The sequence below is a fragment of the Aeribacillus pallidus genome, from assembly GCF_050478865.1.
Classification (GTDB): Bacteria; Bacillota; Bacilli; order Bacillales; family JACDOC01; genus JACDOC01.
The window spans coordinates 25,093-46,189 of sequence record NZ_JBCNBW010000052.1; the positions used below are offsets into that span (position 1 = coordinate 25,093).

Genomic DNA, 21,097 nt, shown 5'->3' on the forward strand with positions numbered 1-21,097 from the left:
TTTTACCGATTACTTGTTCAGTGCACGTTGTAAGAATACTGCAAATTGAACACGTGTTGTTTGCTTGTGTGGATTAAATTTGCCGTTCGAACCCTTTGTAATGCCGTTTTGGAATAAAATTTCGACATTGGCTTTGTGAGAGGCAGATACGTGTCCAAGGTCGCTTAATTTCACTGGCATGTCTTTTTTCTGTAGTTTAAAGGCACGAACCAAAATAGTCGCCATTTGTTCGCGAGTTAATACTTGATCCGGACGGAAGGTGCCATCCGCATATCCGTTGAAAATGCCAGCATCTTTTACTGCAGCAATAGCTTCTGCATATGGATGCGATTCATCGACATCGGTAAACACATTCACATTTTCAGGAGCTTTTAACATTAAGGCATTGGTAAGCCATGCGGCAGCTTCTGCACGAGTGACTTTTGCTTGTGGGTAAAACTTCCCGTCTTCTAATGGCACAATATTGCGGGCCACGATTTCTTGCGCAGCTTCAAAACCAAAGTCTGTTGACTTCATATCATGGATTGATTGTAAAATACGTCCTTCAAATGTCGCTTTAACCGTACCAATCTCTTCAAGATAAGCATTAAACACTTCGTAATCTGGAACGAATAATTCTGTCATTCGACCTTCGTCTTTTGCCTTTTTGAACACTTGATAGTCATCGCCGCCATTAGCAATATAGGCGTTTGTGGCTAACACATACATGTTGTCTTTATCGATTGGTTCATAGCCGTTTTCAGTTTCGACAAGCACTTCCACAATTCGTTCACCAGCTGGTTTCGTTGCATCAAACGTAAATTTCATACCTGATACTTGTGGGAAACGTCCTGCCACTTCTTCAATTTTACTTACACCATTTTCAAGGGCTTCAATGACTTCCGCACCGCTTAATTCGAGTGTCACCAATGTGTTACCGAATGGCATCGTTGTTAGTACTTCACCAAGGGAAATTTCGCCTTTATCAATCGAAGCACGAATACCGCCGCCATTTTGTAAAGCGAGCGTTGTTTCTGGAATCGCTTTTTTCGCCGCTGCTAACATGCCGTCCGTAATTAAGTTCCCTAAGTTTGTTTCGCCCCGACGAACGAAAGTACGTTCGCCATTTAAAAAGACATCAGAAGTACCGACGATTTCGGCTTTTAATTCTTCAATCGGGCCAAGTAATTCTTCATATAGTTTTTGTGCTTCTTCATCCGATGGAATGAGATATTGACCGTTTTCATCTTTCGCGTCAATGTGGACGAGTTCTTCGTTCCAAGAAGTCAGTACCCCGTCTTTATTAAACACAACGTCTAGTTTTCCTAAATATTCGCTATATTCTTTTGCTTGCACAACAATCGTTGGTTCCGTATCTTCGTTAAAAACGACAGGTTCGTCCAACTGTGTATGACTATGACCACCAACAATAATGTCAATGCCCTCTACTTGTTTAGCAAGTTCTACATCGTATGTATATCCTAGATGCGTCAACGCAATAATTTTGTTAATGCCACGTTGTTCTAACTGTTCAACGGCTTCTTTTGCTTTTTCGATTTCATTTTCAAACACAACATTTTCCCCAGGGTTAGCCAGAAAAGCTGTTTCAGGTGTTGTTAATCCGAAGACCCCAACTTTTTCTCCACCCACTTCTAAAATAATCGCCGGATAAATCGTTCCATCCTCAGCAGGGCTACCGATTTCATCTTTAAATAAACTGTTTAATGCAGGTTCATTGCTATAATCAATATTCGCACTGACAATCGGGAATTCGGCTTGTTTAATAAACTCCGCAAACACTTCTGGCCCTTTGTCAAATTCATGGTTTCCAGGAACCATCGCATCATATCCGATCATGTTCATAAACTGTAAATCAGCTAAACCTTCATACTTGTTGAAAAAGAGCGTCCCTGAAAATACATCCCCTGCGTCGAGTAAAATGGAATTCTCCACTTCCGCACGTGCTTCTTTAATCGCTGTCACCCGACGTGCAACATTATCGAGATGAGCATGCGTATCGTTAAGATGAAGCACGCGTAACTCAAAATCACCACTATCTGCCTTTACCGTTTGACCAACAGGTGTCAGCAAGCTAATCGACATCACTGCGGCTGCAACAGTAGAAACCAAACCTCGAAAACGGAATTTCAAACCAATTCCTCCCCCTTATAAAAATTGTCTATATGTAAATTATAGTATTTTCTTGTAAAAAAAGGATTGATTTTTGGTAAATTTGTTGAAATATATAAAAGATTTTTAATTATATCGGGTTGTGAGAAAGATTTCTTCGATCGACTCTTACAGTTTGAGCCTTCTGATACCTGTTGCTAGTTTGAACCAATTTTGTTCATGAAATCAAAACACGTACGTTATTAAGCAAAAAAATTGGACGGTGAATTTTTCACCATCCTTACGTTCAATTATAAGTACATTCCAATTCCAGGTCCGAATGGAATCCCAAATACAGCAAAGACAACTAATAAAATCAACCAAATGACAAAGAAAATGATGCTATATGGAAGCATTAGTGAAATTAAAGTTCCAAGTCCTGCTTTTTTATCGTATTCTTTCATGAATGCTAAAACAATTAAGATATACGGGTTTAGTGGTGTAATAATATTAGTTGAGGAATCAGCAATACGATAAGCGGCTTGGATAAATGCTGGATGATAGTCTAATAACATCATCATTGGGATAAAAATGGGTGCCTCCAGAGCCCATTGTGCAGATCCACTAAAAATAATTAAATTTAAAATGGATGTAAGCACTGAAAAGCCAATGACAACAGGTAGCCCCGTTAGATTCATGGACGTTAAAAGTTCAGCACCATTTACCGCAACCCAAGTTCCTAAGTTCGTCCAATTAAAATAAGCAATAAATTGAGCGGCTGCGAAAATTAAAACAATATAACCTGACATATCCTTCATCGCTTCGCCCATATATTTCGGAATATCTCTTGTACTAGTAATTTTCTTTGTAGTAACACCATACGCTACACCTACTGTAATAAAGAAGAATAATGTAATCGGAATGATACCTGATAAAAATGGTGATGGAATGATGCCACCTTCTTCATTCCGTAAAGGTGAATTTGGCCAAAATAGCCCTACTACAATAACAGCAATATATACGAGACCTGCTATTAAACTATTACGTAATCCTCTTCCTTCAAGTGGGCTTTCCTCTTCAAGTGTTTTCTGAACTTTTCCTTCATACTTTCCAAGACGTGGTTCAATTAAATTCTCCGTAATCAGTGCTCCAACAATAGAAAGGATAAAAACAGATGTAATCATGAAATACCAGTTATCAACTGGTGTAACAACCATATCAGGGTCAATACTTTTAGCAGCTTCCGTTGAAATACCTGACAATAGTGCATCGGTACCAGCGATAAAAATGTTAGCTGTAAATCCAGATCCTACCCCTGCAAAACCTGCAGCTAGTCCCGCTAGCGGATGTCGACCAACCGAATAGAAAACCATAGCAGCAAGAGGAGGAATTAATACGAAAGCAGCATCAGAGGCTAAGTTTCCTAAAATCCCAATAAAAACAACCGAATACGTAATTAATGATTTTGGTGCATTTAAAATAGATTTCTTAATGGCACTTTCTAATAGCCCAACTTTTTCAGCTAACCCAATCCCGAGCATCATAGCCAATACCAGACCAAGTGGTTTAAATTCTGTAAAGTTCGTTAACATCGAAGACAAAATATATTGAAGACCTTCACCAGAAATAAGACTTTTAATTGGAAGTTCTTCACCTGTCCCTGGGTGCGTAACAGTTATCCCCATACTACCTACAACCCAAGATAACAGCATGACAAAAACGGCTAAATAAATGAAGATAAAAAATGGGTCTGGTAGCCTATTCCCAATTCGTTCAACCGTATTTAAAAATCGAGCCAGCCCCTTTGATTGTTTTGGAACGTCTCCCCCAATTTGTGGTTGCGGCAATTTACTCACTCTCCCTTTCATTGTTTATTAACGGAATTATTCCATTTTTATACCGTTATTAATTAGTATTCGTTGTTTATTTTTAAATTCCTCTAATATTATGAATTTTTAGAATAAAATAGATAATAAAATTTGAGCAAAAGAACATCTGTGGTTAACAATATCAAAGACTTGCTCTTTTGCCCATGATTAAATTCTCTGGCTATAATACAAATTCCAATACCTTTTAAAAAATAAGTTGGTAGATTTTACGTGGACGTCCACGACCGACTGACTCTTCACCAGTTACCTTGGCAAGGCCAATACGTTCCATTTCAGCTAATATCCGCCTTGCGTTTCGTTCGGTACTTTTTAACCAACGAGCCAGATCATGTGATGTGATAGCCGTTTGCCCGTAATGATGGGAAAGGGATTCAATTTTTGCTGCCAGTGACGAACTGATACCAGCGTCTTTAAATAACTTTTCCCACTCACTACCTTGTTTCCGTTGTATATAAGAAATATGTTGTTCGTCCTCAAGTAATTCAATAACTTTTTTATCCTCATTAATAATAACCACACCAGAATCCTCTTGTTTTCTGACTTGTTCAATGGCCATTCTTACATGTTCTTCTGCTTCGAGAACGGTTAATCCATAGCCAATTCCAATCCGAACAGGTAATTTACTATTCACAAATATCTCGTCTACTATTGAATAAATAGAGCATTGTTTTGTAAAACGTTCTAGTTCTCCTCTGGTCGTATATATATAATGCAAACCATCGCCAACTTGAACGATGGAACCACTTATTTCTTCTACGAAGTCAAACAATACTCGCTTAAGTTCAAGTTCTTGATGTTTCAGCTTAAAAGAAAATGGATGGCCCATACTTGCTTGAGAAGGATAAATAATTTCAATGCCAATCATAACAAGCTGGGATTTTCGATACCAACTTGTTTGGCCTCGCTCTTTAATAAAGCCTAATGACCTCTGAACGGCGAGCTCTGATTGAATCACACGGTACACAGGAATCCTTAATTTTTTTAGTGCATGGTAAACCGAACTGATACAAGTAATTGCAACGTCTATTTGGTTGTTTTCATATAAATTCTTATGAAATTGAATAATGTCCTCAGCAGGCATATAGCCAGAATACGAAATTGTATAAAAGGTTAGTTCATGAAGCGAGAACGCATTTTTAGCCTTTTCAATTTCATCTTCTTGTATCGTATCAAGACTAACACGATGAACAATTTTCCCTTCCTTCACGAACATTTCAAGAAGTGTGCTAAGCAAACTAGACCCATGTAATGGGACATAGCTACCTTCATCCTCTGTTAGAACTCCCTTTGATAAAGCATAATAATAAGGTGCTTGCCCTGAGAAAAACCATTGATCTACCCAGTCATGATTCCGTACAATGATATCTTCTGTTTCTTCTGTTCGTTCATAGATAAATGGAATTAAATCGAGCTCCTTAAAATGTTCACCTGCTTTTAAAACTTGCGTAACAGAATCCTTAGGCCCTACTACTCCCACTCGTACTTTTTTCATTTAAACCACCTGCTTCTTTTTTTAAAAAGCCTGCGATGATGTTTACACCTAATCGCATATCTTCAAGGGAGGCATGTTCAGCAGGATGATGACTTAGCCCATCTTTACAAGGTATAAAAATAAGTCCTGATGGCCATTTCTTTGCCATATTCATCACGTCATGCCCCGCTCCACTATTCATCATTAAATAAGAGGAACCCATCTCGCTAACAACTTTTTTTAACTGTTTTTGAATGCGTTCATCTAAAAAGACAGATGGATTATCAACCAGTTTTTCTATTTCGATAGAAACATGATACAAACGCTCTAGTTCATTACATTTCTCTCGAATGGATTGCTCTACGATTTTTTTTAGAGAATCTTCGACACTTCTAATATCGATTCCGACTTCGACATACCCAGGAATCACATTTATCGCATTCGGCTTTACCTCCATTGTACTAACTGTCGCTACAACAGGTGTAGAGTTTTCTTCGCTAAGCTTGGTTGCCGTTTCGGACACATAGGAGATAAGAGGTGCAACTGCTACTAACGCATCTCGACGTCCGTTCATTGGGGAAGTACCCGTATGTCCCGCTAGACCAAATACTTTGACTTTAAGACGGATCGGACATGCCACTCCATCAACAATTCCATAATCTTTTTGATTTTCTTCAAGAACGGTTCCTTGTTCGATATGTAACTCTAAAAAGCATTTCAACTCTTCCTTTTTCCGTTCAGCTTTCGAAAACTCATCCCAATTAAATCCAAGGGTTGCCACGGCTTCTCGAATCGAAATACCTGAGGAATCTTTTACACTCCCAATTTGTAAATCTAACAATCCGGCCATTGCTTTACTGCCTATTGTAGAAATACCAAATCTAGCTGATTCTTCGGAGCGAAACACAATCACCTCAATCGGATGAGTTGGCTGGTATCCTTCGTCTTTTAATTGCTTAACAGCACCAAGGGCACAAAGGACACCTGCAGTTCCGTCATATCCCCCACCCGACACCACTGTATCCAGATGGGACCCTACTGCTACTGCTGGTAAATCTTCTGACGCGCCTATCCAGCGGGCAATCACATTTCCTGCTTGGTCCCTTTTAATTTCTAGCCCTAATTCTTTGGCGATTTTTTCAAAAGCAGCTATCGATTGATTTTCTTCGTTTGAATAGCCAAGTCTTGTAAAGCCCTCTGGTTGATTCATCGTATCCACTAAATTCAATTGAAGTAAATGGTCTTCAAGCCATTTAAGCATGAACAGTTCCCTCCTTTTTAATCATCTCTAGGACTGTTCGTGATAAGGTTTCAACAGCTGTAGGAATCACCATTTCATCATAGTCAAATTGAGGATGGTGGTGTCCTGCACGTAATGGACTTGCAAAAATCATAAAAGTAGCCTTTCCACCATGTTTTTGGACATGATTCATCATATATGTCACATCCTCAGAAGCTCCAATTGGTAAGACGGGGAACACCTTTTCAATCAACGAGCTTTGTTGGCTTATTTTTTCAACAATCGGTATAAACACCTCATCACAAGTAGCATTGAGTGCTGTACCAACAAACTCGATCTCCACTTGAACATCATATAAAGCAGCACTTGCCTTAATGATTCGCAACGCTTCTTCTGTCATATATTCGTTTAGTGCAGTTGTTTCACCACGTGTTTCAATTTCCATGCGAGCATAATCTGGTACGATATTTCTGCCGCTACCTGCTTCTAATTTACCGATATTTATTCTAGTAGCCCCATCCGCATGGCGGGGAATCCCGCTTAAATGAAGACTTGCAGCAGCTGCCGCTAACAGGGCATTTTTTCCTGCGTTTGGTTCAAGACCAGCATGTGCTGACTTTCCTTTTAAAATAATGTTATATTTTGAACTCGCTAAAAATTTGTTGGTAGTTGCAGCAACGGTACCTACTGGAAGCGAATGAACGCCAATATGTCCACTAAGAAAATAATCTACATGATCAAGCCACCCACGCTCGACAATTGGCTTTGCCCCTCTTCCACCTTCTTCTGCAGGTTGAAAAATAAGTGTAAATTGACCCGTAAGTCCATCTTTGAAATGTTGAAGAAAGCGAGCAACTCCTAACCCAATCGCTGCATGTCCATCATGCCCACACGCATGCATAACGCCGTCCCTTTTTGAAGAAAAATGATATTGAGTTGGTCGATGTTCTAGTTCACGAGACTCTTGTATTGGTAACGCATCAATATCAAACCTCATTGCCACATGCTTTCCCGGACGTCCGGTTAGAAATTGGGCGATGACACCAGTGTGTCCTCCCTTCATTTTTTCAAGAAAGTCCGTTGGAACTCCCATTTTCTTGGCACGTTCTTCATTTTTTAAAAGTTCTTGCTCAGAAGGAACTCCTAACCGGGCCGAGCTTACCATCATATCTTTTCCAACCGTAAGCTTGTATCCCATTGCTTCTAATTCTTTTGCCAGCTTATATGTTGTTACATATTCCGTCCAGCCTACTTCAGGGTGTTCATGAAGCTCACGCCGTTTTTGGATTAAATAGGGTGTAATAGATTGGATAAAAGATTCATAGCTTTCACTCATGGACGACACTCTCCTTTTTATCATTTAATTTTTTCAAAATATCGATCGCTGCTTGGGCCATTAACTCAATACCATAAGGTAAAGCATCTTCATTTACCATAAATTGTGGATCGTGTAACGGCTTTTGTCCTTCTCCAATAGATGTACCAAGCCAATAAAAGACACCTGGATACTTTTGTAAAAAGCGCCCAAAATCTTCTCCACCCATACAAGGTTCAACGCGAGGAGTACTATTTTTACCAAATAAATTGGTTGCCGTTTCTTTTATTTGATCAGCCCATATAGGCGTATTTACCGTAGCTGGATAACCGTCCATGTATTGAATCTCTACTTTAGCCCCCATCGATTGAACGATACCTGTAACAACCTGATAAAATTTTTCTTTGATTAGTTGCTTTGTTTCGTTTGTAAAAGTACGAACCGTTCCTTCTAATGTGACCATATCAGCAATCACATTGTACCGATAGCCACCCTCAATTTTTCCGATAGTAATAACAGCCGAATCAACTGGATCGACATTCCGACTCACAATCGTTTGTAAGGATGTAATGACTTGATTAGCAACAATAACAGCATCAATCGCTTGGTGAGGCATACTCGCATGGCCGCCCTCCCCTTTAATCACAACTTTGAAACGATCAGAATTGGCCATTATTGGTCCTGGTTTTACACCAATGTTACCAACGGGAAGATCAGGCCACACATGCTGACCAATAATGACGTCTGGCGTATAAGTACTAAATACACCATCTTCCATCATCTTTGCTGCTCCTCCACTTGGCGCATTTTCTTCAGCAGGTTGAAAGACTAGTAGAATAGTACCTTGGAGACTATCTTTCACTTCATTAAGTAAAATACCTGCTCCTAATAACATAGCCGTGTGCGCATCATGACCACAGGCATGCATCTTCCCGTTCATTTTTGAAGAGAATGGCAAATTCGTCTGTTCTGTAATGGGAAGGGCATCAATATCTGCCCGTAAAGCAACGGTCTTTCCGGGCTTAGCACCTTTTATAATTCCCAATACTCCTGTCTTAGCAAAACCCGCTTCAAATGGAATACCGTACTTCGTTAACACTTGTTGAATTTTCTTAGAAGTTTCGTATTCCTCTCCGCTCAACTCTGGGTTTTCGTGAAGGTCTCTTCTAATATTAATCATTTGATGAATAATTTTTTTTGATTTTCCTTTCATACTGATAACCATATGATTCTCAACCTTTCTAAATTTACGGGATGCCACGAATACGATTTTGTTTTTCATACTAAACATCTTTTAAGGAAAAATTCCTTTTTATTACCGTTAATAAATATATACTACATAATTTGTTTGAATTCCTTTAATTTTTTGAAAATATAATAGCTAAATGGCCAACTGTAAGATTTGATTTAGTTATTCGACCGCTTTTTTGCAATTGTCCCAATTTGTTTTGAATTTTGTTTGAAGGTCCTATAACTTTACTTGCAGTTCCGGCAATATTACTTTCAGTTCGCACTATTTTTCTTGAAGTTCGAACTACTTTACTTTTAGTTCGTACTACTTTTCTTTACGTTCACTCTACTTTTCTTGAAGTTCAGGTAATTTTACTTTCAGTTCGTTAAAATTTACTTAAAGTTCGTTACTACTTTCTTGAAGTTCCGGCACTTTTACTTGAAGTTCACACTACTTTTCTTTCAGTTCCTGCTATTTTTCTTAACGTTCACGCTACTTTACTTTCAGTTTCCACAACGTCATAGCAGCTGTCCTTTATCTTATTTACCGAATTTCCAAACAATTTTCCACTGGCCTTTTTCCTTTACTACATACACGTCTTGCTGAATTGTGAAGGTCCCGAATTTACTATGAAAGGTTTGTTGTACCGTAACTTGGTACGCTTCCTTGAACGCTGGGCCGTCTTCGCTCATTTTCCAATTAGATCGTTTTTTAGCTTCGTCGGAAAGGGTGAAATCAAAGGTGGTCACACCGAAATGACTCATGTAAATATGAGAACGCTCTGTCACGTAGCTATTTTTTGCAAAGCGTTCTTTCATCGTGGAATGAAACAGCTCCCATGCGCTGCCAAAGTCCCCTTTTTGCTCATATGCGTAAAATTGACGTACAATGGAGGTAGGGTCAGGTTTAGAAGTAAAAATAAAATATCCCACTATACCTAGAAGTCCTGCAACTACTAAAAAAAGGATGTTCCGTAAAGCATGGGGGTTACTCATCTGATCACGCCTTTTTTCGTCTTTTAACCAATTTATATGTACGATAGGTAAAAACTTTGTCTCAAAGGAGGTTCCTTTATGAAAATCGCCTTTATTTCAGATATTCACGGCAATGCGATCGCACTGGATGCGGTGATGGCAGAGCTTCAACAAAAGAAAGTCGACCAGATCTATGTACTTGGCGACCTATGTTACCGCGGGCCGGAGCCGAAAAGAGCGCTTGAAGTGATTCGTTCGTTGGATGCGGAGGTTATTAAAGGAAATGCCGATGAGTGGGTCGTGCGTGGTGTAAAAAAAGGAGAAGTGCCAGATCACGCGTTGGAATTGATGAACCGCGAGCGGGACTGGACGGTTTCGCAGCTAGATACGGAAGACTTAGAATACTTAAAACAGTTACCAACAGAAAAGACGATTCCTGTAGAAAACGTGACGATCCATGCGTTCCATGCGACACCGGATAGTTTGTTTGATGTGGTCTTACCGCACATGGATGATAACGTAATCCAAGAAAAAATCATGTCCAAAAAAGATGCCGATATTTACGTGTATGCTCATATACATAAGCCGTACATTCGCTATATCAATGGAAAGATTGTGATGAATCTAGGCAGCGTCGGTTTGCCGTTTGACGGAATGCCGAAAGCTTCGTATGCGATGGTGGAAATCGACAATGGGAATATCCGGACCTCGATTGAACGAGTAAACGTGGACATTGAAAAAGTCGTTGAAAAATATCAAGAAGTGAACTACCCGAATGCGGAGATGATGATTGATATCGTACGAAAAGGGAGTTTGTAAGCCGTCTTTAAAAGGCGGCTTTTTTGTTTGGGTAGCCTGAAACTACAATTTTCCCAAGTCAACCGTTTTCTAATTCTTTCAAAATTCCCCTATGAACTTTATGAACAAAATGCCCAATACATACAAAATGCGGTTATTTTTCGGAATATTCACAACGAACTTGATAAAAGGTTATGATGAAAGCGATTCCAATAAACAAAGGGGGTTTTTTCATGAAACGGTTGGCATGTTTAATGGCTGCTTTCATGGTTATGATGCTAGCAGCTTGTAGTGGAAATAGTGAGACCGCATCAAATAACGGGAACAATGGGGATTTTAAACCTCAAAAACCAATTGAAGTGATTGCTCCTGCGGGTCCTGGCGGTGGTTGGGACACGACAGCACGCACGGTAGCTAAAGTTCTGCAAGAGGAAAAAATCATTGATCAACGGATGGCGGTTGTGAATAAACCAGGCGGTGGAGGTGCTGTCGGTTGGGCATATGTCCATGGTAAAAAAGGAGACAATCATACCCTATTTGTAACGTCACCACCTATTTTATTCGTTCCACTCAATGGTCAATCGGACTTAGGTCATAACGATTTTACTCCAATTGCGGGAGTCATTGCCGATTATGCAGCCTTTATCGTAAGTGCAGATTCACCATTTGATAACATGAATGATTTAGTCGAAGCGTTAAAGAAAGATCCGAAATCCGTATCCATCGTTGGAGATTCGGCTCCAGGAAGTATGGATCATTTGCAATTTGTAAAAGCCGTGAAAGCAGCAGGAGTTGACGTTAAACAATTAAAATATGTGTCTGCCCAAGATGGAAACGGAATGAGCATGCTGCTTGGCGGAAAGGTCGATGTATACTCTACCGGTTTAGCCGAAGCGACCGAACAAGCTCGAGCAGGAAAAGTGAAAGTTTTAGCGATTACAGCACCGGAACGTCTCGAAGGTGAAACGGTATCCGAATTCCCAACCCTCAAAGAACAAGGCATTGACGATGAATTTATCGTATGGCGCGGCTTTATGGGGCCACCTAATATGGACCCAGCAGCGGTAAAATATTACGAAACTGCGATTAAACAGATGATGGAAACAGATACGTGGAAAGAGCAGCGTGACAACTTCGGTTGGACAGACAACTTTATGTCTAGTGAAGAGTTTAAAGAACATCTGGATAAAGAATACGCCATTATGAAAGAGCTCATGGAAGAAATCGGTTTAGCTAAATAACCGTATACAACATTTATACAAAGGAGGATGGTTCATCTATCCTCCATTCTCCTATTTTTAAAAGAAAGAAGGTGTTGATCGTGTTCCTTCATTCAACGAACCGGAAGATATCAGTGATTTTACTTCTGTTCGCGGTATTCTATTTGTATTTGAGTTACCAATTACCAGAATTCCCTTATGCGATTGTGGATTCGGACGTCCTTCCGAAAGGATTAGGCTTTTTATTAATTGTGTTATCCATTGCATTATTTATTGAAAATAAACCAGAAACCGAAGCAGAAAAAGAAAAGAGAAATTTAAAGAAAGAAGAACTCACTATTCTTTTGACCATATTAGGGATGATTTTACTTTATATTTGGCTATTAGAATGGGTAGGGTTTGTGTTAACGACCATCGCCTTTTTGCTCGTGACTACAAGACTTTTAGGTTATCAAAACTGGAAAGTGAATAGTCTCTTAGCGGTTTTGTTTACATTCACCGTCTACTTTTCTTTTAATTACTTACTCAGCATTTATTTACCGCAAGGCATCTTGCCATTCTAAAGGAGGAAGCCTATGGACTACTTAGATAGCATTCTCTATGGTTTTAAAGTCGCATTAACCTTTCAAAATATTTTATTTGCTTTTATTGGTGTTTTTGTCGGTACCATCATTGGTATGCTGCCTGGTCTTGGCCCAATCAGTGCGATTGCCATCATGATTCCGCTTAGCTATGGAATGGAACCAGCTTCGGCGTTAATTTTAATGGCTGGTGTGTATTACGGTGCGGTGTTTGGTGGATCGACTTCTTCTATTCTATTAAATGCTCCAGGTATTTCGGGGACAGTCGCTACCGCTTTTGACGGATACCCGTTAGCGAAGCAAGGAAAAGCGGGAAAAGCATTGGCGATTGCTGCGATTGCCTCCTTTTGCGGTGGTACGATCAGCGTCGTTGCCTTAATGCTTGTCGCCCCAGTGATGGCCGATTTCGCGATTACGTTTGGACCAACGGAATATTTTGCTCTCATGCTTCTTGGACTAACGGCCATTGCTAGTTTGTCGGAAGGTTCAACCATCAAAGCGCTGATTTCAGCAACTCTCGGATTAATCGTGGCTACAATCGGAATGGATCAGCAAACAGGAACGCAGCGCTTTACGTTTGGAACTCCGAATTTACTTGAAGGCATCGATTTTCTCATCATTGCCCTCGGTTTGTTTGCGTTAGCGGAAGTTTGTTCGTTAATTCTGACGCGAAAGCAACACAACTTTGGAAAAGATTCCAATGTGGGTGAGTTAAAAATTTCGAAAAAAGAAGCAAAAGAAATTTCTGGTCCGATCGCACGGCACTCGGTTCTCGGCTTTATACTTGGCGTCCTCCCTGGTGCGGGTGCAACCATTGCTTCTTTTATGTCTTATCTAACTGAAAAACGATTAGCTAAAGATTCCTCTACTTTTGGAAAAGGAAATTTAAAAGGACTTGCAGCACCTGAAGCATCCAATAATGCCGCCACGAGCGGTGCTTTTGTTCCATTATTAACTCTCGGTATTCCAGGGTCAGGAACGACAGCCGTTTTACTAGGTGCCTTATTAGTTGTCGGCGTTCAACCAGGGCCGTTAATGTTACAAGACCACCCGGATGTGTTCTGGGGAGTCATTGCCAGTATGTATATCGGAAATATCTTTTTATTAATTTTAAATTTACCGCTCATTCCTTATATCTCTCGTATTTTATACATTCCAAAACCGATGCTTATTTCGCTCATCATTGTGTTCTGTTTAATCGGTGTGTACGCCGTAAGTTTTAACACGTTTGACTTATACTTGCTAGTCGCTTTTGGCGTGTTAGGGTATTTGATGAGAATTTTCTCGTTTCCAGCACCACCGTTTATTTTGGCGTTCATTTTAGGCGGCATGATGGAACAAGCGTTTCGTCAAGCCCTTACCATCTCCAACGGACGTTACACGATCTTTTTTGAAAGTAAAATTACAATTATCTTGTTAATTCTTGCTTTCCTATCACTAGTCATCCCGTTGATTCGTCAACGGTTAAGCAAACGAACAGAAATTCATAACCAAGGCCGAGAGAAGGAGATGTAAATGAAAGAAATTCGAATTCTCTCCCCTCAAGGAATGCTTGGATACGGCTATCCGATCGAATCTTTAGAATACGGACTAGCACAACATCCCCATGCGATTAGTGTGGATGCGGGCTCAACAGATGGTGGCCCGCACCGGTTGGGGATGGGGGTAGGAGGTGTAAGTCGTTATGCTACGAAAAAAGACTTAACGCCTCTTGTGATAGCAGCAAAAAAGCACAACATCCCCCTTCTCATCGGATCAGCTGGTGGTTCAGGCGCCAACCTTCGCGTTCAATGGACGGTGGATATATTAAAAGAAATTGCTGAAGAAGAAAATATAGAGCTAACGATTGCAGCCATTTACGCAGATGTGTCCAAGGATTGGTTAATGACCAAATGGGAACAAGGAAAAGTCACGTCGGTCGGTTCCGCTCCTCTTTTAACCGAACAGGCGATTCAGGATACAACCGCCCTAGTAGGACAAATGGGCGTAGAACCGTATTTAGAGGCCTTAAAAGAAGGAGTCGACATCATCGTAGGTGGCCGAACGTATGACCCGGTGATGACGGCTGCTCTTCCCCTTTTCCATAGAATGGACCCTGGTCTCAGCTGGCATATGGGAAAAATTTTAGAGTGCGGAGCAATCGCTGCCACACCAGGGACGGCTAAAGACGGCATGATTGGTATGATCCGCGATGACCACTTTTTAGTTCGTCCGTTACATCCGAGCCGAAAATGTACCATCCAATCCGTAGCTGCACATACGTTGTATGAAAAATCTCATCCCTACCTTCTACCAGGTCCAGGGGGTATCCTTGATTTATCACAGTGCAAATTTTCGCAAGAAGATGAGCAAACCGTTCGTGTCACAGGTAGTCAATTTATTCCTTCGTCCCAATACGAGATTAAATTAGAGGGGGTTCGACCTTCAGGTTATCGAACAGTACTCGTTGCAGGCGTTCGCGATCCTTTCTTCATCCATCAACTGGAAACCATTATTGAAAAAGTGAAAAAGGATGTCGCCGACTATTTTCCTGAAATTGAGTCCAGCGAAGCGAAACTTTATTTTAAATATTATGGACTCAATGGGGTGATGGGCCCTTGGGAGACTACATCATCCGAGCCACTGGAGGTCGGAATCGTGATCGAAGTCGTGGCACCAACGCAAGAATTAGCAGATAGTATTTGTGCCTACGCCCGGTCCGTGTTGATGCATATCGATTATGAAGGAAGAGTATCTACCGCCGGAAATTTAGCACTTCCGTTTGCACCTCCAGAATTTTCAGCAGGGCAAGTGTTTGAGTTCTCGATTTATCATACAGTTGCTGTCGATGACCCTCTCGAACTTTTTACGATTAAACGTATCACCTTGGGAAGGAGAAAGTCATGAGTAAACAACCTTTAAAAGACCTCGCTCAAGTTGTTCGTAGTAAAAATGCCGGACCGTTTGAAATAACATTTGATATGATTTTTCCAGACCAGCCCACCTACGAACGAGTAAAAACGTCAAATGTAATTACGAAAGAAACGATTGCCAACCTCTATCAAATCCATCTAGAGGACATTGTCGAACTTGTCTATTTTGACCAAGCCTATGCGATTAAATTTACGATTAAACGAACCATTTCCTCAGGAGCGCCTGGAGAACGAGATACCTATGGTGCGCAGCAGCACGCTCCACTTCTCGAACTTATGATCCCTTAAATTGTAAGGAAATATATCTTCGTTCAGGTCTGCCGACACTACCATACGTGAGGTCGGCACGTACCGCTCCTGTCGAGACGAGATATTCTAAATAACGGCGAGCGGTGGTTCGACTCACACCCACGTATTGACCTAATTCTTCCGCAGTAACTCCATCGGAAAACCGTAATAGATGCTGTTGTACTTTTTTTAACGTTAATGGATCAATCCCTTTAGGAACGACCGATTCGCTCACTTCTTCTTCCTTCATACGATGCAATAAGCGATCGACTTGATGTTGGTTGACTTCTTTCATTGTTTGGAGATTGTTTCGATATTCACGGTATTTTTCTAATGTTTGCTGGAGTCGTTTAAAAATAATCGGTTTAATTAAAAAGTCAAACACTCCGCCGCGAATCGCTGCTTCTACTCGATCCACTTCCTTCGCTGCCGTAATTAAAATCACATCAACGTCTCGGTAATGTTGTCGAATATACCATAAAAAATCGATTCCGTCCCCATCGGGAAAATACACATCAAGTAACAAGAGGTCTGGCTCAAGAATATCGATGACCTCTTTCGCTTCATCAATCGACGACGCCACTCCGCATACTTCAAATCCTTCTACTTTTTCCGTAAAGCGACGATTAATTTCTGATATTTTCATATCATCTTCCACAATGAGTACTTGGATGTTACTCATGCTCTTTCCCCCTTTTCGGAATGACGACGGTAAAAACAGCCCCTCCTTGAGGACTGTTCTCAACCGTAATGTACCCATTTAAATATTGAGCGGCTTGGTTGGCTAAATATAGCCCCATACCTCTTCCTTCTCCTTTTTTCGTGCTCACACCTTTTTGAAAAATTTGATCGAAGAACTCTTCCGGTATGCCGTTCCCGGAATCCTCGACTTCAAAAATCAAATCGTCCCCGATATCCGTCATAAATAAATGAACCGTTTTTTCTTTTTTATTTGCGGCTAACACGGCGTCAAAGGCGTTATCAAGTAAGTTTCCAATGATGGTCACAAGCTTCTCGCGATGGATATGGGGTGGGATGTCTTTCATACTGCTCTCTTCATCTATCTGCAAGTCGATTTTTAACTCGTGGGCCCGGTTATATTTTCCTAGAATAATAGCGGCAATCATCGTATCTGGAACCGCTCGCATTAACTGTTGAATGATTGTTTGATATTCTACAGTTTCTTTATGTATAAAATCGAGCGCTTCTTGATAAGAACCAAGTTGTATGAGTCCTGAGATGGTGTTTAGTTTATTCGAATATTCATGCGTTTGAGCGCGTAATGCTTCAGCGTATCGGTGAACTTGGGTTAATTCTTTCGTCAGTTGGTCAATTTCTGTTTTTTTCCGAAAACTAGATACGACTCCTATGATGTCATCGCCATTAAAAATGGGTACCCGATTGACAATGAGTTCGTTGTTTCCAATCTTGAGTTCTTCGTCAAAATGACTTTCTTTCGTTTGGAGCACTTCTACCATACGTGAGTTTGGTATTACTTCATGAATCGATTGACCAATCCAATTTTTCTTCCGGTCCATCCCGAGAATGTCATAAGCTTGTTGGTTAACCATCGTAATGTTGCCGTTGTTATTAATGGCAATAATCCCTTCACGGACAGATTCTAAAATGGCGTGTTTTTCAACAAATAGACTTGCAATCTCATGAGGTTCCAGTCCAAAAATCGCCTTTTTTAACCCTTTGGAAATGTAAAAAGAACCGATTGTTCCAATCGCGAGCACGAAAACAACAAGAAACATCACTTTGAATTGATAGTGCTTTTCGATCGTTTCAATGTCTTCTAAAAGAAAGCCAACCGATACAATCCCAATAACTTCTCCATTTTCGTCAAAAATCGGCGCTTTCCCTCGTAAAGATGGACCAAGAGAACCGACCGCTTTGGATACGTACGACTCGCCTTTTATTAGCGCACGATCGTTATCCCCACCAACCATCTTTTTCCCAATCCGCTCAGGAATCGGATGGGAATAGCGAATACTATCTTTATTTCCGACAACGACAAATTCGGCTCCGGTTTTGATGCGTACGTCTTCAGCAATCGGTTGAATCACAGAAGATGGATTCTCTAAACTAAATGCCTCGCGAATCGCTGGCATCTCAGCAACCGTTGTCGCAACATGTAACGCCCTTTTCCCTGTTTGTTCTTCCAACGTTTCAGAGATCATATGGGTAAAATAAGATCCTAAGATCCCTAACACTATTAACAAGAGCAAACAAATAAACAACGCCATTTTCGTATGAAGCTTAATTGCTTTCATGATGATCTCCTTCAGATAAATTCTGTTATTTATTATAATTGGAATTGTTATATTTTAAAATATTCGTAAAATTATGTTTGGATTGACCTTTGAAGCTACCAAACCTTTATTGTATTTTTATTTAAATGTCGATATTATTTTTTAGATACGAAATAAATAAGGAACACAGAGAAGGTGATGCATTGTTTAAGCGAAAAGCCTTAGCTGCTTTATATACATCTATTTTTCTAACAATAGGTCTTTCCGTTTTTAGCCTCATTTATTTTAAAGAAGATTATACAGATGGATTATCAGAAGTACTTCTATCTACACCTTTTGTTTTCTTTTACGCTTTGATTGGTAATTTTGTATACGGATTACCCATCTCACTCTTTTCCGAATACATAACAAAAAGTATGGAAGGAATAAAACAATTATTTTTTTCATTCTCCATTCACGTTTTCTTCGGTCTCATTACAGTATTTTTCTTAGATTGGTTATATGTATACGCTATAATCAGTTCCATCCTTTTTTTCCTGGTTGATGGAAGACTTAAAAATTACTAGTACAAATTATTAGAGTAACTCACTTATTGTTCATTTCTTGTTTTACGAGTGCATTAGTTCAACATAAGTAAAAAGGCATTGTTAAAAAACAATGCCTTTTTTGTTGCGAAAGAAGTAACATTTACCTAACGAACCGGGAACCGTTATCCTAATTAGATTTTTGTACTCTAACCCGAACCCGTTAAATGAATATCCAAGCGTTTTTTATCTTATATTTTTTATTTTTTCTCTAAATATATTTAAGTGATTCGGTAGTTCTTTTTTTCTCTTGATCTCTTATATATTAATCTTGGTCATCATCGTCCTCTTTTTTGTCTTTCCCTCTGTTCTCATTCTTTCGTTCTTCATGTTTTTCCTTATGATCTTTTTTGTCGGATTCTTTTTGTTTATGGTGGTCTACGTTTTCTTTCTGTTCTGTATGTTTATCGACATTTTTTGGTTCTGCTTTGTCATTTTCTTCTTTATGTGCTTCATTTTTCTCTAATCTTTTATTCTGTTCTTTCGCTTCTTCACGGTCTTTGTTTCTGTGCTCACGGCGTTTTTCTTCTTCACGTTGTTTATCTTCTTTATGTTGTTTATCTTTGTGTTTCGCCTCACGTTGTTTTTCTACCGCTTTTTGACTTGATTCTGCGTTCATGTTTACAGCTACTTGACGAACAGATTCTTTGTCTTCGTTTTCATTAACTTTTTCTTGATTTTGTTCGTTCTCTTTATTGCCTTTATGTTTGCCATTTGCCTTTTCGAGGACTTTTCCTACAACTTTATCTGATTCTTTTTCGAATTCCTTCCGCAGTTCTTCTTGCTCTTCAACTAACTCTTCGTTCATTTCAGCTAGTTTTTTGTCATATTCTTCTTGAGTCATCTCGCCAGATGCTAGTTTCTCTGACAGTTCTTCACGTTGTTGATCGGCTTTCCATTCTTTTTCTTGGAGCTTAGCCAATTTTTTATTGATTTTCTTCTCTAACTTCTTTTGAGCCTTTTCAATATTCTTTTGAAGAGCTTCTTTTGCTCGAGGATTTTCAACTTTTTCAAGAGCTGCCGTTAAAGCTAAGATGTTCGCAGCGAATTTTTCTTCAAGTGCTTGGCGAATGGAATCGTCGGAAGTAGGTGGTTGCTCCTCGGCCTCTTCTTCATTGGTAGTGTCGGTTTCATTTTCAGATGAAGCGTCCGTCTCCTCTTCAGAATCAGACTCAGCCTCTTCATATTTCGCTAGGGCTTGTTCTTGTTGCTCAATCGCTTTTTCTAGCACTTCTTTCGCTAATTCTTCTTCACCGTTCGCAATCAGGGCCTCGGCTTCTTGAATCCGCTCTTGGGCAAAAGAAACGAGTAATTCTGCTTCTTTCACCTCATCAAATGTTAACGCTAGTTGCACATTTTCAAGAAGGATTTTTACAAAATAGAAAAAGTCACCCGGTAAAAGGGAAGGAGTTTCGGTTCCCTCTTCTTGTTCAGTAATTGGCTCGGCTTCTGGGGCAGGTTCTTCATTAGTCATTTCACCAGTTTCTTCAGCTGCTGGCTCTTCGTTACTTCCTTCATCCTCTGGTGCTTGTTCCTCTTCGGTTGCTTCTTCTGAGGAAGACTCCGCTTCTTCCGGTGTTGATTCTACCACCGTTTCATCTGTTGTCGGTTGTTCTAATATTTGCTCTTCCTGTGTGGTTTGCGGTTCTGTCGGTTGCTCATCGCTTTCGGCTAGAGCTTGACCCGTTCCTAAATAAAAGGTAAAAGCTGTCGCAAGGACACTTGTCGTAAGGACATTCCGTACATGTTTAAACATAACAATTCCTCCAATACAAATTTTTTTGATCGGAAGAATTTTGAATCTACTCATTTCGAGTAGTTCTCCATTCTTCAGCAGTCCAGCCACCATAGTGTTACCACCGTAGGTCTGTGACTTTGCGTCTCTACCTTTCGATAGATTTGCCTTTTTCAAATGAAGAACGTGTACTCGATGAAGGCGTTCTTCATTTCGCATTATTAAATATACTTTAATTAATGAAAGAAATGATATAGATAATTTTTAGTATTTTCAAGAAATATCTGATTTTTGTTGTGTAGTTCTTTTTTCATCAAATAGAACCTTTATTTTCCACGATAAACAAAAAAAGGGGACGCCTACGTGTTCTCCTTTCGGTTCGTCATGAGCCATATACAGATCTCGAAACAATCGACGCCAACATTTGAGATTGATGCCGAACGTCCCAGCAGTAGATTAATGCCATTCGGCGGCGAGCGCTACTATAAGTCAATTTTTCTTTCTGTTTGACGTAAT

General features: G+C 40.0%; 17 protein-coding genes and 1 riboswitch. Of the genes, 7 read left to right on the forward strand and 10 right to left on the reverse strand.

Annotated elements, in window-relative coordinates; translation table 11 throughout:
- Positions 1–9: 9 nt before the first annotated feature.
- The 7 genes from ABES52_RS11660 to ABES52_RS11690 form a co-directional block, all read right to left on the reverse strand.
- Positions 10–2,130 (reverse strand): 5'-nucleotidase C-terminal domain-containing protein, encoded by a 2,121-nt coding sequence (locus ABES52_RS11660; RefSeq protein WP_429651329.1) that lies wholly within the window; start codon positions 2,128–2,130, stop codon positions 10–12.
- A 269-nt stretch (positions 2,131–2,399) separates the two neighbouring features.
- Positions 2,400–3,935: an AbgT family transporter gene (locus ABES52_RS11665; protein WP_429651330.1), complete on the reverse strand. Its 1,536-nt coding sequence runs from the start codon at positions 3,933–3,935 to the stop codon at positions 2,400–2,402.
- 226 nt (positions 3,936–4,161) lie between these two features.
- Positions 4,162–5,469, reverse strand: a complete 1,308-nt coding sequence (locus ABES52_RS11670; protein WP_429651331.1) for a helix-turn-helix domain-containing protein — start codon at positions 5,467–5,469, stop codon at positions 4,162–4,164.
- On the reverse strand, positions 5,435–6,709 hold the full coding sequence (locus ABES52_RS11675; RefSeq protein ID WP_429651332.1) for a M20 family metallo-hydrolase: 1,275 nt from the start codon (positions 6,707–6,709) through the stop codon (positions 5,435–5,437). Before ABES52_RS11675 ends, ABES52_RS11670 begins: the two co-directional genes overlap by 35 nt.
- Positions 6,702–8,024 (reverse strand): amidohydrolase, encoded by a 1,323-nt coding sequence (locus ABES52_RS11680; RefSeq protein ID WP_429651333.1) that lies wholly within the window; start codon positions 8,022–8,024, stop codon positions 6,702–6,704. The genes ABES52_RS11675 and ABES52_RS11680 overlap by 8 nt, the downstream gene beginning before the upstream one ends.
- Positions 8,017–9,228 carry a M20 metallopeptidase family protein gene (locus ABES52_RS11685; RefSeq protein ID WP_429651334.1) on the reverse strand — a complete coding sequence of 404 codons (1,212 nt, stop codon included), beginning with the start codon at positions 9,226–9,228 and terminating at the stop codon, positions 8,017–8,019. Before ABES52_RS11685 ends, ABES52_RS11680 begins: the two co-directional genes overlap by 8 nt.
- A gap of 545 nt (positions 9,229–9,773) precedes the next feature.
- Complete coding sequence (locus tag ABES52_RS11690) at positions 9,774–10,229, reverse strand: hypothetical protein (RefSeq protein ID WP_429651335.1); 456 nt, start codon at positions 10,227–10,229, stop codon at positions 9,774–9,776.
- A gap of 78 nt (positions 10,230–10,307) precedes the next feature.
- Between ABES52_RS11690 and ABES52_RS11695 the strand changes: the two genes are divergently transcribed.
- The 6 genes from ABES52_RS11695 (at position 10,308) to ABES52_RS11720 (ending at position 16,007) form a co-directional block, all read left to right on the forward strand.
- Positions 10,308–11,027, forward strand: coding sequence for a metallophosphoesterase family protein (locus ABES52_RS11695; protein ID WP_429651336.1), 720 nt, complete (start codon positions 10,308–10,310; stop codon positions 11,025–11,027).
- Between the two features lie 212 nt (positions 11,028–11,239).
- Positions 11,240–12,247 carry a tripartite tricarboxylate transporter substrate binding protein gene (locus tag ABES52_RS11700; protein ID WP_429651337.1) on the forward strand — a complete coding sequence of 336 codons (1,008 nt, stop codon included), beginning with the start codon at positions 11,240–11,242 and terminating at the stop codon, positions 12,245–12,247.
- Between the two features lie 80 nt (positions 12,248–12,327).
- Entirely contained in the window at positions 12,328–12,789 is a 462-nt protein-coding gene (locus ABES52_RS11705; RefSeq protein ID WP_429651338.1) for a tripartite tricarboxylate transporter TctB family protein, read from the forward strand.
- Between the two features lie 12 nt (positions 12,790–12,801).
- Positions 12,802–14,322, forward strand: coding sequence for a tripartite tricarboxylate transporter permease (locus ABES52_RS11710; RefSeq protein WP_429651339.1), 1,521 nt, complete (start codon positions 12,802–12,804; stop codon positions 14,320–14,322).
- Entirely contained in the window at positions 14,323–15,693 is a 1,371-nt protein-coding gene (locus ABES52_RS11715; RefSeq protein WP_429651340.1) for an acyclic terpene utilization AtuA family protein, read from the forward strand. It abuts the gene before it with no gap.
- A complete protein-coding gene (locus ABES52_RS11720; protein WP_429651341.1) occupies positions 15,690–16,007 on the forward strand; it encodes a DUF4387 domain-containing protein in 318 nt (105 codons plus the stop codon). Before ABES52_RS11715 ends, ABES52_RS11720 begins: the two co-directional genes overlap by 4 nt.
- Here the strand turns inward: ABES52_RS11720 and ABES52_RS11725 are convergent.
- Together ABES52_RS11725 and ABES52_RS11730 are read right to left on the reverse strand one after the other, a co-directional pair.
- Complete coding sequence (locus ABES52_RS11725; protein WP_429651342.1) at positions 15,994–16,689, reverse strand: response regulator; 696 nt, start codon at positions 16,687–16,689, stop codon at positions 15,994–15,996. The genes ABES52_RS11720 and ABES52_RS11725 overlap by 14 nt on opposite strands.
- Positions 16,682–18,283, reverse strand: a complete 1,602-nt coding sequence (locus ABES52_RS11730; RefSeq protein WP_429651343.1) for an ATP-binding protein — start codon at positions 18,281–18,283, stop codon at positions 16,682–16,684. The genes ABES52_RS11725 and ABES52_RS11730 overlap by 8 nt, the downstream gene beginning before the upstream one ends.
- A 182-nt stretch (positions 18,284–18,465) precedes the next feature.
- On the opposite strand from ABES52_RS11730, the gene ABES52_RS11735 reads away from it, so the two are divergent.
- Positions 18,466–18,828, forward strand: a complete 363-nt coding sequence (locus ABES52_RS11735; RefSeq protein WP_429651344.1) for a hypothetical protein — start codon at positions 18,466–18,468, stop codon at positions 18,826–18,828.
- A 283-nt stretch (positions 18,829–19,111) separates the two neighbouring features.
- Here ABES52_RS11735 and ABES52_RS11740 read toward each other — a convergent pair whose 3' ends face one another.
- Complete coding sequence (locus ABES52_RS11740) at positions 19,112–20,602, reverse strand: DUF5667 domain-containing protein (RefSeq protein ID WP_429651345.1); 1,491 nt, start codon at positions 20,600–20,602, stop codon at positions 19,112–19,114.
- Positions 20,603–20,675: 73 nt separating this feature from the next.
- A riboswitch (cyclic di-GMP riboswitch) is annotated at positions 20,676–20,760 on the reverse strand.
- Positions 20,761–21,097: the final 337 nt, after the last annotated feature.

Bases quoted from the DNA above. Each gene is read 5' to 3' on its own strand.
- ABES52_RS11670 (WP_429651331.1), bottom strand. From the start codon at position 5,469: ATGAAAAAAGTACGAGTGGGAGTAGTAGGGCCTAAGGATTCTGTTACG.
- ABES52_RS11675 (WP_429651332.1), bottom strand. From the start codon at position 6,709: ATGCTTAAATGGCTTGAAGACCATTTACTTCAATTGAATTTAGTGGAT.
- ABES52_RS11680 (WP_429651333.1), bottom strand. From the start codon at position 8,024: ATGAGTGAAAGCTATGAATCTTTTATCCAATCTATTACACCCTATTTA.
- ABES52_RS11685 (WP_429651334.1), bottom strand. From the start codon at position 9,228: ATGGTTATCAGTATGAAAGGAAAATCAAAAAAAATTATTCATCAAATG.
- ABES52_RS11690 (WP_429651335.1), bottom strand. From the start codon at position 10,229: ATGAGTAACCCCCATGCTTTACGGAACATCCTTTTTTTAGTAGTTGCA.
- ABES52_RS11695 (WP_429651336.1), top strand. From the start codon at position 10,308: ATGAAAATCGCCTTTATTTCAGATATTCACGGCAATGCGATCGCACTG.
- ABES52_RS11700 (WP_429651337.1), top strand. From the start codon at position 11,240: ATGAAACGGTTGGCATGTTTAATGGCTGCTTTCATGGTTATGATGCTA.
- ABES52_RS11710 (WP_429651339.1), top strand. From the start codon at position 12,802: ATGGACTACTTAGATAGCATTCTCTATGGTTTTAAAGTCGCATTAACC.
- ABES52_RS11715 (WP_429651340.1), top strand. From the start codon at position 14,323: ATGAAAGAAATTCGAATTCTCTCCCCTCAAGGAATGCTTGGATACGGC.
- ABES52_RS11720 (WP_429651341.1), top strand. From the start codon at position 15,690: ATGAGTAAACAACCTTTAAAAGACCTCGCTCAAGTTGTTCGTAGTAAA.
- ABES52_RS11725 (WP_429651342.1), bottom strand. From the start codon at position 16,689: ATGAGTAACATCCAAGTACTCATTGTGGAAGATGATATGAAAATATCA.
- ABES52_RS11730 (WP_429651343.1), bottom strand. From the start codon at position 18,283: ATGAAAGCAATTAAGCTTCATACGAAAATGGCGTTGTTTATTTGTTTG.
- ABES52_RS11740 (WP_429651345.1), bottom strand. From the start codon at position 20,602: ATGTTTAAACATGTACGGAATGTCCTTACGACAAGTGTCCTTGCGACA.